We start from the raw sequence: 14,868 nt of genomic DNA, 5'->3' as shown, positions 1-14,868 counted from the left end.
GCGCACACGTATCATGTCGTCGTGGACGCCGAGGAACTGATCGCGGACCTCGATCCCGACCAACGCCTCGCGGTCACCGCCGACTCGCATCTCGTCGCGGTGATCGCCGGAGCCGGGTCGGGCAAGACCCGTGTGCTGACCCGCCGCGTCGCCTACCGGATCGCCACCGGCGACGCCGATGCCCGCCACACGATGGTGCTCACCTTCACACGCGAAGCAGCGGGTGAGTTGCGACGTCGACTCCATCGGCTGGGTCTGCGCGAGCACATCGAAGCCGGAACCTTCCACTCGGTCATGCTCAGCATCCTGCGACAGCGGTGGGCCGACACCGATCGCCCGACGAAGACCGTCGTTCCCGACCGACGGCGACTGTTGCGTGACGCGCTCACCGATTCACCGCATCGCTCACGCCGCGATCTCGAGTCGGCACACGTCGAGATCGACTGGGCCGCTGCCCGGGGCATCTCGCCCGAGGGCTACGAGTCACTCGCACGCCGAGACGGGCGTCGCCCGGTGGGCGGCGTCGAGCAGGCCGTCGAAGCGCTACGGGCCTACGAGCAGTTGAAGCGCCGTCGCGGCGTCATCGACTTCGACGACGTCTTGCTGCACGTGCTCGACGACGCCCGCAACGACCCGGAGTTCGCGAGCACCCTTCGTTGGCGGTTCCGACACCTGCTCGTCGACGAGGCGCAAGACCTCAACCCGGTGCAGCATCGACTGATCGATCTGCTCCGCTCGGGCCGAGACGACCTGTTCCTCGTGGGCGACCCGTCGCAGGCGATCTACGGTTTCAACGGCGCCGACCCGAGGGTCCTCACCGAGGTCGAAACGACGTTCCCCGGTATCGAGATCGTTCGGCTCCCGGTCAACCATCGATGCACACCGCAGGTGGTCGACGCGGGCCGCCATGCGCTGTCGATGGCCGGCCCCGCGCCGTCGGTGCGGGCACGGCGCCACGACGGGCGACCTGTGACGATTCACGAGGCCGACGACGAGACCGCCGAAGCCGAGTTCGTCGCCCATCAGATCGCCCGCGGCGATCCAAACCTGGTGCGCAGCGGCCAGATCGCCGTGCTCGCACGCACCAACGCGCAGTTGCGGCCCTTCGAGGTCGCACTGGCCGACGTCGGCGTGGGCGTCCGTCGACGCTCGAACGCCAAGGGATCGCCGATGGAGAGCGCGCTCCGCCGGGCGACCGACCTGTCGTCGCCGTCGGCGCTGCGCGCGTGGGCCCACGACACGCTCGACGACCTCGATGCGCTCACCTCCGCCGAGGGGCGGGTCGAGCGACTCGACGAGTTGCGCTCGCAGGTCGAGCCGACCGGGCCGGGTCGGAGCCCGTCGAACCGTCCTCGCCGCCCCGACGCTGCGGCGGTTGCCGAAGCGAAGGAGGACCTGGCCATCATCCGTGCCGAACGGCGCGTGGCCAACGCGCTCCTCGACTTCCTGCGGGACCGTCCTCGCGGCGACGGAGCCGAGTTCCGCGGATGGGTCGCCACCTCCAACCCGTTCGACGACGCGTCGAACGACGGCGTCGAGTTGCTCACCTTCCACGCCGCCAAGGGACGCGAGTGGCACACGGTGTTCGTCACCGGCGTCGAGTCGAGTCTGGTGCCGCACCGGTCGGCCACCACCGCCGAAGCGAAGGCGGAGGAGGCCCGACTCCTCTACGTCGCCATGACCCGCGCCGGCGACGCGCTGACCCTCACCGCGGCACAACGGCGCGGTGGGTACGCCCGCAAGTTGAGTCCCTTCATCGCCGACATCGACCTGTCCGAACCCGAGGCGCTGCCACCGCCGATCGAACTGATCCGCAAGACGCGCGAAGCCGCACCGATCCATCTGCTCAAGAAGTGGCGCGCCGACGCCGCTCGCCGTTCCAACGTGCTGCCTCCGCAACTCGTCAGCGACAGCGATCTGTCCGCTATCGCTCGGCACCGTCCGCACACGGCCGAGGAGCTCGCCGAGGTCACGTCGATGGGTCCGATCACCGCTCGGCGACTGGCGCCCGAGATCCTCGATGCGCTGAGCTGATCAGTCGAGGTCGACCATCACCGGAGCGTGATCGCTCGGCGACTTGCCCTTGCGTGCGTTGCGATCGATGGCGGTCCAGGTGACCCGGTCGACGACCGACTTCGAACACATCAGCAGGTCGATGCGCATGCCGCGGCCCTGGTGGAAGTCGCCGCCGCGGTAGTCCCACCAAGAGAACATCCGATCGTCGTCGTGCATCGTGCGGAACACGTCGGTGAGTCCCCACGCTTCGAGTTCGGCGAGTCGCTGACGCTCGGGTTCGCTGCCGTGGGTCGCGCCGACGAGCACCTTCGGGTCGTGGACGTCGCGGTCATCGGGGGCGATGTTGTAGTCGCCACCCACGATCACGTCCTGGTCGGGTGACGTGTCGGCGTCGAGGTGCGCTTGGAGCCGACCCAGCCACCAGAGCTTGTAGGTGTAGTGGTCGTCGTCGAGCGAGCGGCCGTTGGGCACGTAGACGCTGCTCACGCGCACTCCCCCGCACGTCGCCGTGATGATCCGAGCGTCGGGGTCGGGGTCACCGGGGCCGGCGAAGTTCGCGACGACGTCGTCGAGGCCGACCTTCGAGAGGATGGCGACACCGTTCCACTGGCCTTGGCCGTGGTGTGCGCAGCTGTAGCCCATCGACTCGAACGCGAGCGTGGGGAACGCGTCGTCGGCCAGCTTGGTCTCTTGCATCAGCACGACGTCGGGCTGCACTTCGGCCAACCACTCCTCGACCCGCTCCTGGCGAGCTCGGAGCGAGTTGACGTTCCAGGTGACGATGCGCATTCAGCTGTCCTTCTTCGCCGCGGTCTTCTTGGCAGCCGTCTTCTTCACCGCGGCCTTCTTGGCGGCCGTCTTCTTGGCGGCCGTCTTCTTGGCGGGCGTCTTCTTCGCTGCGGTCTTCTTGGTCGCGGTCTTCTTGGCAGCCGTCTTCTTGGCAGCGGTCTTCTTGGCCGCCGTCTTCTTGGCGGCCGTCTTCTTGGCCGCCGTCTTCTTCGCAGCCGTCTTCTTGGTCGCGGTCTTCTTCGCAGCCGTCTTCTTGGCAGCCGTCTTCTTGGTCGCGGTCTTCTTCGCAGCCGTCTTCTTGGCAGCCGTCTTCTTCGCCGGGGCCTTTCTGGCGGCGGTCTTCTTCGTGGTGGTCGGCTGCTCGGTGGCCGACGACTCCTCGGCATCGGCGTCGTCCGACTCGGCGGCAGCGATCGCGGCCTCGGCCATGTCGGGAAGCGCGCAGTCGATGCTGCGACGTGCGGCAGCAAAACTGACGACGACCAACGACACCTCCTCGCCCATCTTCATCACCTGCTTGGCGCTACGCGGTGCCGGGTCGGCCATGAGCCGAAGCGGGACGTAGGCGCGCACGCCGGTCTCGCCGACGGTGACGTACGCACCGTGCGACGAGTAGGCGTCGACGGTGCCCTCGATGTTCGAGCCGACGGGATGGTGCTCGACGAACTCGAGGAACGGCATCAGGTCGTTGACGGGATCCTGGCTCTTGGGCGCCGACCGGCGACCACTCCGCTCGCCGCTCTTCGACGAATCGTCGCTGCGCTTGGCCGCCGAGCGTTTCGACGCCGGCTTGTCGGATACCGTCTTCTTGGCCGCAGCCTTCTTGGTCGGCGGCGGGCCGCTGGGCACCGGCATGGGTGCCGACGCTTCCTTGCTGCCCGTCCGAACCGTTTCGTCCGACCGCGAGCGTCCTCCACGGCTGCTGCCGCCACCTCGGCCCCGACGGCCACCGGTGGCCTTACGGCTCACCGGGCCGCGGACCGGGTTGCGATCGACCCAGACCCACCCGAGGTGCGGCACCGGCTTGCCACCGATCAGGCGACCGTCGTCGAAGAGCCACTCGTACTCGCCGTGGAATTCCTGGAACGAGTCGTTCGACAGGACCGATGCGTTCGCCTTGTCGGCGATGGCGAGCACGAAGGCATCGCCTCGGCCGACGGCACCTGCCGGCGGAGCAACGAGTTCGTTGTTCGAGATGCCCGCTTCGAACTCCTTCGACTCGGACTTGTCGATGCGGTGGCCGAACGTGGCGTCGACCACGACGGTGATCGCTGCGTCGGGGTACTCCTCCATGAAGCTCATCACTGCTTCCTGCAGTTGCTTCAGACTCGGAAGTGACCGACCTTCGGTGGCGATGTTCGAGCCGTCGACCACGACGTGGGAGGGCCCGTTCTTGTTACTCATTCAGATGTTCTCGTTCCTGTTGTGACGGCGCCGAGAACAGAATCATTCCGGCCGCCGTGTCCCAGTCCTGCGTGTTGCACGGGCCGGGCTCACCGACGATGGTAAGCGGTCGAGGCCCGCTTGGCACAGATACCCCCTGGTTCGACCGACTCGAGATGCTGCCGCGGAGCGCGAAACCGCGGCGCTCGGAACGCTCGATGCCCTCGGCGCACCGCTGCGATCGCGTGGTGAGCGCGACGGTTTCGTAATGTCGCCCTCATGACCGATCGACACATCGAGGCCGTGCTCTGGGACTTCGGAGGCGTCATCCTCACCAGCCCGTTCGAAGCCTTCAACCGGTACGAAGCCGAGCGCGGACTCCCCACCGACCTCATCCGTACGGTCAACACGAACAACCCCGACGACAACGCCTGGGCGAAGCTCGAACGCAACGACATCGGCCCGGCGGAGTTCGACGACCTGTTCGCCGCGGAGTCGGAGGCGCTCGGCCATCGGGTGCCGGGCGCCGATGTGCTGGCGCTGCTCTCGGGTGCCGTGCGTCCGGAGATGGAGACCGCACTCGACCAGGTCATCGCCGCCGGGTACAAGACGGCGTGCCTCACCAACAACGTCGTCTCCGACGACACGGCGACACAGCGCCGACCCGATGTCGCCAACGTGATGGGCAAGTTCGGTCACGTCGTCGAGTCGAGCAAGGTCGGGGTCCGCAAGCCCGAGCCGCGCTTCTACGAGATCGCGTGTGAGCTCGTCGAAGCCGCCCCCGAGGCGTGCGTGTTCCTCGACGATCTCGGCATCAACCTGAAGCCGGCGAAGGCGATGGGCATGACCACGATCAAGGTCGTCAGCGCGGAGCAGGCGATCGCCGACCTCGAGTCGGTGCTCGGCATCGCACTGCGCTGAGCTGTATCGGTCGGCCGACGGGCCGCCCGGACGTCAATCCGTCCAGCCGATCACACTCGCAATGCGTCGGGCGTCGGCGTCTTGGCTCGGATGAACGCCGCCGCTTCGACGAGCGCGGTCGTCGCCTCCGGCATCATCCCGGCGAACGCTTGGAAAACGTGCCACATGTTCGGCGCGACCTCGACGTCGACCATCACGCCCGCCGCGCGGGCCGCCTCGACCAGACGGGTCGAGTCCGACAGCAGGATCTCGTCGGACCCCACCTGCACGAGCATCGGCGGCAGTCCGGACAGGTCGGCGAACAAGGGCGAGATGCCTGGCAGATCGAGCGGCTGGTCACCGGCGTACTTCTCGGCGAAGTCCTGCAACCACGGCGCCTGCAGCATCGGATCGTCGGCCGACTTCGTGCGCGTCGATTCGCCCGAAGCGGTCAGGTCGGTCCACGGCGACATGAGGTACGCAGCGCCGGGAAGCGCGACACCCGCCTCGCGCAACGCGAGCAGGGTGGCCAGCGTGGCGCCACCGCCGGCCGAATCGCCGGCGATCACGACCGACGACGGGTCACGATCGGCGATGATCGCGCGGTAGGCGGCGACGCAATCGTCGATCGCAGCCGGGTACGGATGCTCGGGAGCGAGCCGGTAGTCGAGCACCGTGGTCGACCCGCGAGCCGCCAGAGCGAGACGGGCCGCCATCGCGATGTGGCTGCGCGGCGAGCCGAGGACGTAACCGCCGCCGTGCAGGTACAGGATGTGGCGCTCGTCGGCGCCACGCTTCGGTGTCGCGACGATCGCGGCGACGCCACCGACCTCGGTGTCGACGTAGTCGAGTCCACGCGGTCGAGGGATCTTGTCGGCGCGCTCGAGCGACGCTCGCTGCTCGGCAAGCGGCACCTCGGGGTCGGAGATGAACGCCCCCAGGGTCTTGCGTAGAACTCGTGCTCTCCGACTGGTCTTGCTCATGCGACACACTCCCCGGGTTGTTGAACGAACCAGCACACCTCACCACAGAGGTGCACCGACGTTCAACTCGCCGGGCGAGATCAGTCGACGCTGGGGGCGAAGACCTCGTCCATGAGCTGTGCGAGCTCCTGGTCGTGGATCTTCTTGCTGCCGGTCGCCGGACTGCCAGATTCGGCACGGGCGACGTGGCGCAGGTCGTATCCCTGATCCTTGACGCGCCAGGTGTTGTGCTCGATGAAGTTCCACGCGCCCATGTTCTCGGGCTCCTCCTGGAGCCAACGCAGCTCCTTGGCGTTGGGGTACTTCTTCAAGATCTCGAGCATCTGCTCGGTCGGCAGCGGGTAGAGCTGCTCGATCCGCACCACGGCGACCGGAGCGTTGCGCGCGTCGCGCTCGGCAATGGCGTCCCAGGCGACCTTGCCCGAGCAGAACACGATGCGCGTGACCGCCTGCGGGTCGATGTCGCCCGGATCGTCGAGCACCTCGCGGAACGACCCGGTCGTGAGCTCCTCGATCGGAGAGCGGGTCTGCTTCATCCGCAGCCCCTGCTTCGGCGAGAACACGATGAGCGGCGTCTGGCGCACCTGGTGCACCTGACGACGCAGGAGGTGGAAGAAGTTCGACGCGGTCGTCGTGTTGACGATCTGCATGTTGTCTTCCGCCGCCAGCGTCAAGAAGCGCTCGATGCGCGCCGAGCTGTGCTCGGGCCCCTGGCCCTCGTAGCCGTGCGGCAGCAGCAGGACCACGCCGTTCTGCTGCTTCCACTTGTCTTCGGCAGCGACGATGTACTGGTCGATGATGATCTGTGCGCCGTTGATGAAGTCGCCGAACTGGGCTTCCCACACGACGAGCGCCTCTTGGTTGGCGTGGCTGTAGCCGTACTCGAACCCGAGCGCCGCGTACTCCGACAGGAGGGAATCGAAGCACCAGAACCGGGCGTCGCCGGCACCGTCGAGGTTGTCGAGCGGAACGAATGCTTCGCCGTCTTCGTAGTCGATGAGCGCAGCATGCCGATGGCTGAACGTGCCACGGCGGGTGTCTTCACCGGCGTAGCGCACCGAGCGGCCTTCGAGCACGAGCGAGCCGATCGCCAACGCTTCGGCGGTGGCCCAGTCGACCTCGCCGTCGTGGTACATCTTCGCCCGAGCGTCGAACTGCTTGGCGAGCTTCGGGTGGACGGTGAACCCGTCGGGCACGCGCGTGAGCTGTCCGAAGATCGAGTCGAGCACGGCCTTGTCGGTGCCGGTGGGGATGTGCGGCAACACGCCGACCGGGCTCGGCGGACGAGCCGCCTTGACGTCGGCGGGCGCGTGCTCACGGGTCTGGTCGAGCACCTTCTGCAACTTGTCGTGGAAGTCGGTGAGCGCCTGCTCGGCTTCCTCGATCGAGATGTCGCCGCGCTTCACCAGCGTCTCGACGTAGAGTTTGCGAACGCTGCGCTTCTCGGCGATCGCCTTGTACATGAGCGGCTGGGTGTACGACGGATCGTCGCCTTCGTTGTGACCGTGGCGCCGGTAGCACACCATGTCGATGACGACGTCTTTGTTGAACGTGGCGCGGTACTCCCAGGCGAGGCGGGCCACACGGACGCAGGCTTCGGGGTCGTCACCGTTGACGTGGAAGATCGGCGCCTGCACCGTCTTGGCGACGTCGGAGCAGTACGGGGACGACCGCGCCGACCCGGGTGCCGTCGTGAAGCCGATCTGGTTGTTGATGATGAGGTGGATGGTGCCGCCGATGCGGTAGCCACCGGTGTCGCTCATGGCGAGGCACTCGGCCACCACACCCTGGCCGGCGAACGCCGCGTCGCCGTGGATCAGGATCGGCAACACGGGGAACGAACCGGGCGGGTCGATCTGGTCTTGCTTGGCGCGGACGATGCCCATGACGATCGGGTCGACCGTCTCGAGGTGGCTCGGGTTGGCAGCCAACTCGATCGGCACTTCGGCGCCGCTCGGGCTGACGTAGGTGCCCTTCGAGCCGAGGTGGTACTTCACGTCGCCCGATCCCTGGACCGACGTGGGGTCGAGGTGGCCTTCGAATTCGGAGAACACCGCTTCGTAGCTCTTGCCCATGATGTTGGTGAGCACGTTGAGCCGACCGCGGTGCGCCATGCCGAGAATGGCCGAGTCGAGGCCGGCGTCGGCGGCCCGGCCGAGCACCTCGTCGAGGATCGGGATCGCCGACTCGGCGCCTTCGATGCCGAAGCGCTTGGTGCCGACGTACTTGGTGGCGAGGAACTTCTCGAACGACTCGGCAGCGTTGAGCCGTTCGAGGATGCGCATCTTCTGCTCGGAGTCGAACTCGACCTGTGTCGATTCGACGCGTTCTTGCACCCAACGCTGCTCGTCGGTGTTCTGGATGTGCATGTACTCGACGCCGATGGTGCGGCAGTACGCATCGCGCAGCACGCCCAGCAGGTTGCCGAGCTTCATCTTGTCGGTGCCGCCGACGCCGTCGGTCAGGAACTCGCGGTCGAGATCCCAGATCGTGAGGCCGTAGGTGGCCGGGTCGAGTTCACGGGGTGTGTGTGGCTGCGTCCAGCGAAGCGGATCGAGATCGGCGATGCGGTGGCCGCGAACGCGGTGCACACGGATGAGCTTGGCGACGGCCATCTGCTTGCGCAGCATGGCTTCCTCGCGGTTCATCGGGTTGGTGTCGGGACGCCACTTGACCGCCTCGTACGGGAGGTCGAGCGACGCGAAGATCTCGTCGTAGAAGCCGTGCTCGCCGAGCAGGAGTTCTTTGACCCGCTTCAGGAACATGCCCGACTCGGCACCCTGGATGATGCGGTGGTCGTAGGTGGAGGTGATCGTGACGACCTTGCTCACGCCCATGTCGGCGAGGCTCGCCGGGTCGGCGCCTTCGAACTCGGCCGGGTAGTCGATCGATCCGACACCGACGATGACGCCCTGTCCGGGCATCAGGCGCGGCACCGACTGGACGGTGCCGATCGTGCCGGGGTTGGTGAGCGACACGTTGGCGCCCATGAAGTCGTCGACGGTGAGCTTGTTGTTCTTGACCTTGCGGATGATCTCGTCGTAGGAGGCGAGGAACCCGGCGAAGTCGAGCGTGTCGGCGTCACGAAGCACCGGGGTGAGCAGTGTGCGCGATCCGTCGGGCTTCTCCTTGTCGACCGCGAGCGACATGTTGACGTGCTTGTTCTCGATGATGCGCGGCTTGCCGTCGTCGTCTTCGACGTACGTGTTGATCATGCCGGGCATCTCGTCGGCGATCGCTCGCACGACGGCCCATCCGATGAGGTGGGTGAAGCTGATCTTGCCCTGACCACTGCGGGCCCGGAACCCGTTGATCACCTTGCGGTTGACCTCGAGCAGCTTGGCCGGGACGTTGCGGAAGCTCGTCGCCGTGGGCACGGCGAGGCTCGCTTCCATGTTGCGAACGATCGCGGCACCTGCGCCGCGGATCGGTGCTCCGACGGGCTCGGCGGCTGGTTCGGCCGGCTTCGGCGCCGGGGCTGGCGTCGGTGCGGGGGCGGGAGCCGGGGTGCTGCTCGACTCGGGTGCCGGCAGGTCGTCGACCTCGGCGGTGCTGTGATCGGCGGCGATCGCCCGGACCTGGGGAGATGCTGCCGCAGCCGCCGCCACCGACGGCGCGTCGGACTTGTAGTCGGCGAAGAACTCCTGCCACTGCTCCCCGACCGAGTCGGGATCGTGGACGAATCGCTCGTACATCTCCTCGACGAGCCAAGAGTTGGCACCGAAATCGGAGCCGCTCGATGTGGTCTGGCCATCTGTCACTGACACGTGGGCAAGCGTAACCCTGCGGGTCCGCGCCGACCGCTGTTCGGTCGACGAAATCGCTCGTCACACCCGATTTCCTCGCTGCGGACGCCTGCGGCGAGCGTCCACGGGTCGATTCATGGTCGTCGGACGCGTCGCGATGCCTTCCGAGTGCGCTCGACGGCGCGACACTGGCCGCATGGACGTCGCACGACTCCGTCGCGAGCTCACCGCTGTCGCCGTCGAGGCCGATCGCGCTCCGATGGAGGCGTACATGAAGCATCGGTCGCCGTTCCTCGGGGTCAAGACCCCGGCCCGTCGTGCGGCGTCGAAGCCGTTCATCAGGTCGATGGCGGCCGAATCCGTCGACGAGGTGCTCGCCGCCGCGCTGGCCCTGCGGGAGCAGCCCGAGCGCGAGTTCCACTACGTGGCGTCCGATCTGCTGCGTGCCAACTGCAAGCGTCTCCGCGCCCCCGACATCTCGACGCTGAGCTTCCTGGTGACCACCGACTCGTGGTGGGACACCGTCGACGCGCTCGCGTCGCCCACGATCGGCCAGATGGTCTCGAATCATCCCGAACTCGTCGAGGTGATGGACGCCTGGATCGACCACGACGACATGTGGTTGGCGCGAGTCGCGATCATCCACCAGTTGCGTTTCGCCGACGACACCGACGCCGATCGCCTGTTCCGCTACGCGCTGCGGCGCGCCGGTGACCCCGAGTTCTTCATCCGCAAGGCGATCGGCTGGGCGCTGCGCCAGTACGCCCGCACCGATCCCGATGCCGTGCGATCGTTCGTCGATGCGCACCGCGACGCGTTCGCTCCCCTCACCATCCGCGAAGCCACCAGACATCTCTGAGCATCACTGCTCTGTGCATCACTGCTCTGGGCGTCACAGTGTCTGGGGTTGATCAAGGAGATCGGTCGTTCCGGCCGGTCGGCCACGTTCGGTCGCCGGCCGACAGCGGCAACCCCACGATGCACGCCCGTCTGCACACAAACTTGACCAAGCCTTGACGTCGGTGGCTTGACCACGTCGTGTGACCCGTGATTACCCTGAGTGAGACCAGGAAATGCCGCTTTTCCAGGGCGTTTGGTGCCACCCGGTGCCCCACCGACGACAGGAACGAGACCGATCCATGGACATCACGAGGCTGAGTTCCGGAGCCATGCTCTCCGGCGACGACATCGACGCCAACGCCAACCGCGAGCGGATGCGCCAACAGCGCCTGCGTCGCAAGCTGTACCTGCTGTCGCCGATCTTCGCCTACCTGGTGTACCGCCTGGTCACCGACAACCCGATTCGGCCGGGCATCCCCGGTTGGCTCACGGGCAACCCCGAGATCATCATCGCCCTCGGCCTGATCTGCATCCTCGGCGCCGTCATCCTGATTCCGTTCCTCACCACGGGCCGGTCGCCGCACACGGTGCTGCGAGCCGAGGACTCCAACGTCCGTCTCGACGACGTCGTCGGCGCCGACCAGACGAAGCGTGAAGCGATCGACAGCATGAACCTCTTCCTCGCGTCCGAGACGTTCGAAGAGGTCATGGGCGGCAAGCCCCGCCGCGGCGTGTTGTTCGAAGGCCCGCCCGGAACCGGCAAGACGTACCTGGCCAAAGCGATGGCCGCCGAAGCCGGCGTGCCGTTCCACTTCGTGTCGGCATCCGAGTTCCAGTCGATGTACTACGGCCAGACCAACAAGAAGATCCGGACCTTCTTCAAGAACCTCCGCAAGGCGGCCCGCGAAGAAGGCGGCGCGATCGGCTACATCGAGGAGTTCGACGCCATCGGCGGCGCTCGCAGCGGCATGAACACCGGCTCGCAGCGCGAAGGCATCGTCGGCGTCGTCAACGAACTGCTCGTGCAGATGCAGAGCTTCGATCTGCCGAGCGGCCGCGACAAGTTCAAGATGGTGTGGGTCGACTGGTTCAACAAGTACCTGCCGCCGCATCGCCGCCTGAAGCGTCCGAAGTCGCCGATGGCCAACATCTTGATCGTGGCTGCCACCAACCGCGCCGCCGACCTCGACCCGGCACTGCTGCGTCCGGGTCGCTTCGACCGCACGATCGGCTTCAACGTCCCGGCCCGCAAGGATCGCATCGAGATCGCCCAGTACTACCTCGACCGCAAATCGCACGACGACGAGGTCACCGCCGTGCTGATCGCCGACGTGAGTGCCGGCTACACCCCGGTGCGCATCGAGAAACTGCTCGACGAAGCGCTGATCATCGCGCTGCGCGACGGCCGCACGTCGATGCGGATGGGTGACGTCCTGTCGGCCCAACTCGTCACCGAGATCGGCGTGGCTCAGGAGATGGGCTACCACCCCGACGAACGACGCCGCATCGCCATCCACGAGGCCGGGCACGCTCTCACCGCGGTGCTCACTCGCCGCGACGTCAAGGTCGCATCGATCCTGCGGCGGGCCTCGGCCCTGGGCCTGGTCGCCCACGGCGATGCGGAAGAACGCTTCCTCAAGACCCCGTCCGATGCGCGCGACCTCATCTGCGTCGCACTCGCCGGCCGGGCCGCCGAACAACAGGAGTACGGCGAAGCGAGCAGCGGCATCAGCTCCGACCTCGCCTACGCCACCAACATCGCCTCGCAGTTGGTCGGCCAGTTGGGCAACGGGCCCGGTCTGCTCAGCCTCGAGGCCGCCGCGATGCCGACCGCGGCCAACATCGTGGCCAAGGTGCTCTCCGACGAGGTGAGCCGCGAAGCCGCCGAGGCGTACATGGTCGAAGGCGCCGAGCGAGCGTCGCTGATGGTCGAGAAGTACCGAGCGGCGCTGTACGAGATCGCCGATGCGCTCTGCGAGAACGACGAGGTCGAAGGCGACCAGATCCGGGCGATCGTGGCGGGCTACACCGACATCAGCGAGCGTCGCGGCCCGGTGCGCATCAAAGCGCCGATCTGATCCGACACGCAGCCAGAACCAGCACAGACGCGCATCGCGAAGGCCCACGGCGGGGAGACGTGGGCCTTCGTCGCGCCGCGACGTAGGGTTGCCCGGTGACCACAACGCACACCGAAGCGATGCCGACCGCCGGGCACGTCACACCGTGGAAGGGTCTGCTGATCGGTGCGATCGCCGGCATGTTGAGTGGGTTGTTCGGCATCGGCGGCGGCATCGTCATCGTCCCGGCCCTGCTCGCGCTGACGAAGATGGAGCGCAAGCTGGCGCACGGCACCTCGTTGGCGGCCACGCTGCCGATCGCCGCCGCGAGCCTCGTCACCTACGCCGCCAACGACAACGTCGACTGGCCGTTCGCCGCGTGCCTCGCCGTCGGCGCCATCGTCGGAGCGGTCGTCGGCACGCACCTGCTCCAGGTCATCCCGAAGACCCCGCTCACGATCATCTTCATCGTCACGATCCTGGCCACGGCGGTCCGCCTGCTGCTCTCCGACGAGGTGGTCGGCCGTGATCAACTCAGCGTGCTCGGCGGCATCGCGCTCGTCGTGATCGGCTTCGTCACCGGAACGCTCGCCGGTCTTCTCGGCATCGGCGGCGGCGTCATCATGGTGCCGGCGATGGTGGTGCTGTTCTCGCAGGTGCCGGTCATCGCCAAGGGCACCTCGGTCGCCGTGATCGTCCCGAGTTCGATCGTCGGCACCATCCGCAACCGCAAGAAGCGAAATGCCGACATCCCGCTCGCCGCCGCCATCGGCGTGGCGGGCATCGTCAGTGCGGTGGTCGGCAGCATCATCTCCGACGGCATCAGCGACGGCGTGTCGAACGCGATGTTCGCAATCCTGCTCGTGCTGGTCGCGCTCCTGCAGATCCGGACGCTGTTCCCCTCCCGCGGCGACGACTCGCTTCTCGACGCGTCCGACACCACTGGAGACGCCTGAGCATGCATGCCGCAGTGATCCTGGCGCACCCCAATCCCGACAGCTACGCCCACGAACTCGCCCGGCGAGCGGTGAGTGGCCTCTCGTCGGCGGGCCACGAGGTGACCCTGCTCGACCTCGCCGCGATCGGGTTTCGCGCCGCGATGTCACCCGGCGAGCGTGCGGCGTACCACACCGACGACCCCATCCAGGATCCGATGATCGAGGAACACGCCCGGCTGATCACCTCCGTCGACGCGGTCGTGTTCGTCTATCCCACGTGGTGGGGTGGGCTCCCGGCGCTCTTGAAGGGATGGCTCGACCGCGTGCTCGTCCCCGGCGTCGGATTCCGCTTCGACGACAAGACCGGCAAGGTGCGACCAGGCCTCACCAACGTCCGACGCATCGTCGGCATCACCACGTACGGGTCGCCGCGCTGGTACGTCAAGCTGATCAACGACTGCGGACGTCGATCACTGCTCCGAACGCTGCGGCTCTCGTGCGGGTTGAAGACCAAGACGACCTGGCTGCCGCTGTACGCCATCGACACCGAAGATCACACCGGTCGTACCGAGTTCGCGAGCAGCGTCGAGCGCACCATGGCGGGTCTGCGATGAGCCGCAACGTCCTCGTCGTGTACTGCCATCCGCTCGACGACAGTTTCATCGCCGCCGCCCGAGACCGGACCCTCGCCGGACTCGCCGCCACCGACGCGACCGTTCGGTTTCACGACCTCTACGCGGAGGGCTTCTCCCCCGAACTCACCGCCGACGAGCATCGCAACCACATCCAGCCCGGCGTCGCCGCCGAGTTGCAGACCTACGCCGACGATCTTCGGTGGGCCGACACGCTGGTCTTCGTCTACCCGACGTGGTGGTCGGGGCAACCGGCGATGCTCAAGGGCTGGATCGACCGGGTCTTCGCCGCCGGTGTCGCCTGGGAGTTGCCCGACGGGGCGAACCGACTCGTGCCGAAGCTGCGCAACGTCAAGCGCATCGTGGCGGTCACCTCGCACGGTTCGTCGAAGCTGATCAACAGCGCACAGGGCGAAGGCGGCAAGCGCACGCTGTTCCGCAGTGTGCGAGCGATGTGTCATCCGTTGGCGCGGTGCCACTGGATCGCCTTCTACGGCATCGACAACCGCAGCGATGACGAGCGAGTGACGTTCCTCGATCGCGTCGAGCGGTCGATCACGCGGATCGCCCGCTGACGCACGGGG

The 14,868-nt window shown here is 67.1% G+C and carries 11 protein-coding genes; 7 read left to right on the top strand and 4 right to left on the bottom strand.

What is annotated here, in order from left to right:
* Positions 1–21: 21 nt before the first annotated feature.
* Positions 22–2,034, top strand: coding sequence for an ATP-dependent helicase (locus YM304_RS11690; protein ID WP_015441895.1), 2,013 nt, complete (start codon positions 22–24; stop codon positions 2,032–2,034).
* Here YM304_RS11690 and YM304_RS11685 read toward each other — a convergent pair whose 3' ends face one another.
* Both YM304_RS11685 and YM304_RS23975 read right to left on the bottom strand, forming a co-directional pair.
* Complete coding sequence (locus YM304_RS11685) at positions 2,035–2,805, bottom strand: exodeoxyribonuclease III (RefSeq protein ID WP_015441894.1); 771 nt, start codon at positions 2,803–2,805, stop codon at positions 2,035–2,037.
* Complete coding sequence (locus YM304_RS23975) at positions 2,806–4,209, bottom strand: histone H1-like repetitive region-containing protein (protein WP_015441893.1); 1,404 nt, start codon at positions 4,207–4,209, stop codon at positions 2,806–2,808.
* Between the two features lie 258 nt (positions 4,210–4,467).
* On the opposite strand from YM304_RS23975, the gene YM304_RS11675 reads away from it, so the two are divergent.
* Complete coding sequence (locus tag YM304_RS11675) at positions 4,468–5,109, top strand: HAD-IA family hydrolase (RefSeq protein WP_015441892.1); 642 nt, start codon at positions 4,468–4,470, stop codon at positions 5,107–5,109.
* A gap of 50 nt (positions 5,110–5,159) precedes the next feature.
* On the opposite strand, the gene YM304_RS11670 is transcribed toward YM304_RS11675, so the two are convergent.
* Complete coding sequence (locus YM304_RS11670; protein ID WP_015441891.1) at positions 5,160–6,071, bottom strand: alpha/beta hydrolase; 912 nt, start codon at positions 6,069–6,071, stop codon at positions 5,160–5,162.
* Positions 6,072–6,151: 80 nt separating this feature from the next.
* Positions 6,152–9,832, bottom strand: a complete 3,681-nt coding sequence (locus YM304_RS11665) for a multifunctional oxoglutarate decarboxylase/oxoglutarate dehydrogenase thiamine pyrophosphate-binding subunit/dihydrolipoyllysine-residue succinyltransferase subunit (protein ID WP_015441890.1) — start codon at positions 9,830–9,832, stop codon at positions 6,152–6,154.
* Between the two features lie 181 nt (positions 9,833–10,013).
* On the opposite strand from YM304_RS11665, the gene YM304_RS11660 reads away from it, so the two are divergent.
* The 5 genes from YM304_RS11660 (at position 10,014) to YM304_RS11640 (ending at position 14,859) form a co-directional block, all read left to right on the top strand.
* Complete coding sequence (locus YM304_RS11660; RefSeq protein WP_015441889.1) at positions 10,014–10,676, top strand: DNA alkylation repair protein; 663 nt, start codon at positions 10,014–10,016, stop codon at positions 10,674–10,676.
* Positions 10,677–10,956: 280 nt separating this feature from the next.
* A complete protein-coding gene (locus tag YM304_RS11655; protein WP_051071412.1) occupies positions 10,957–12,735 on the top strand; it encodes an AAA family ATPase in 1,779 nt (592 codons plus the stop codon).
* A 95-nt stretch (positions 12,736–12,830) separates the two neighbouring features.
* Entirely contained in the window at positions 12,831–13,670 is an 840-nt protein-coding gene (locus YM304_RS11650; RefSeq protein ID WP_051071411.1) for a sulfite exporter TauE/SafE family protein, read from the top strand.
* A gap of 2 nt (positions 13,671–13,672) precedes the next feature.
* Positions 13,673–14,266, top strand: a complete 594-nt coding sequence (locus YM304_RS11645; RefSeq protein ID WP_015441885.1) for an NAD(P)H-dependent oxidoreductase — start codon at positions 13,673–13,675, stop codon at positions 14,264–14,266.
* On the top strand, positions 14,263–14,859 hold the full coding sequence (locus YM304_RS11640; RefSeq protein ID WP_015441884.1) for an NAD(P)H-dependent oxidoreductase: 597 nt from the start codon (positions 14,263–14,265) through the stop codon (positions 14,857–14,859). Before YM304_RS11645 ends, YM304_RS11640 begins: the two co-directional genes overlap by 4 nt.
* Positions 14,860–14,868: the final 9 nt, after the last annotated feature.

It is taken from the genome of Ilumatobacter coccineus YM16-304, from assembly GCF_000348785.1.
Classification (GTDB): domain Bacteria; phylum Actinomycetota; class Acidimicrobiia; order Acidimicrobiales; family Ilumatobacteraceae; genus Ilumatobacter_A; species Ilumatobacter_A coccineus.
Note: the sequence above shows the minus strand (reverse complement) of the source record. Positions and strands in the feature narration are given on the sequence as shown.